Consider the following 1,150-nt stretch of genomic DNA (forward strand, 5'->3'; position numbering starts at 1 on the left):
AACGTTGGTACTATCGGCCACGTTGACCACGGTAAAACAACTCTAACTGCTGCAATCTGTACTACTCTATCTAAAGTGTACGGCGGTGAAGCGAAAGACTTCGCATCAATCGATAACGCTCCAGAAGAGCGTGAGCGCGGTATCACAATCGCAACATCTCACGTAGAGTACGACACTCCAACTCGTCACTACGCACACGTAGACTGTCCAGGACACGCGGATTATGTTAAGAACATGATCACAGGTGCTGCACAGATGGATGGTGGTATCCTAGTTGTTGCTGCGACAGATGGCCCAATGCCACAGACTCGTGAGCACATCCTACTAGGCCGTCAGGTTGGTATCCCATACATCATCGTATTCATGAACAAATGTGACATGGTTGACGATGAAGAGCTACTAGAACTAGTAGAAATGGAAGTTCGTGAACTTCTATCTGAGTACGACTTCCCAGGTGATGATCTACCAGTAATCCAAGGTTCAGCTCTAGGCGCACTAAACGGTGAAGAGCAATGGGAAGCTAAGATTGTAGAACTAGCAGAAGCGCTAGATTCTTACATTCCAGAGCCAGAGCGTGCAGTAGACATGCCGTTCCTAATGCCGATTGAAGACGTATTCTCAATCCAAGGCCGTGGTACAGTAGTAACAGGTCGTATCGAGCGTGGTATCCTAAACGTAGGTGACGAAGTTGCTATCGTAGGTATCAAAGAGACGACTTCAACGACTTGTACAGGTGTTGAAATGTTCCGTAAGCTTCTAGACGAAGGTCGTGCGGGCGAGAACGTTGGTGCACTACTACGTGGTACTAAGCGTGATGAAGTAGAGCGTGGTCAAGTACTAGCAGCTCCAGGTTCAATCACTCCACACACTAAGTTTGAGTCAGAAGTCTACGTACTGTCTAAAGATGAAGGTGGTCGTCACACACCATTCTTCAAAGGCTACCGTCCACAGTTCTACTTCCGTACAACTGACGTAACTGGTAACATCGAGCTACCAGAAGGCGTAGAAATGGTAATGCCAGGCGATAACATCAAGATGACTGTAGAGCTAATCGCACCAATCGCAATGGACGAAGGTCTTCGTTTCGCGATCCGTGAAGGTGGCCGTACAGTAGGTGCTGGTGTTGTTGCTAAGATCTTCGATTAATTCT

The 1,150-nt window shown here is 47.6% G+C and carries 1 protein-coding gene; it reads left to right on the plus strand.

What is annotated here, in order from left to right:
* On the plus strand, positions 1–1,146 hold a 1,146-nt coding region (tuf, locus tag MHN79_RS20780), incomplete at its 5' end, for an elongation factor Tu (RefSeq protein WP_239174902.1).
* Positions 1,147–1,150: the final 4 nt, after the last annotated feature.

This window comes from Vibrio sp. Of14-4 (assembly GCF_022347625.1).
Lineage (GTDB): Bacteria > Pseudomonadota > Gammaproteobacteria > Enterobacterales > Vibrionaceae > Vibrio > Vibrio pristinus.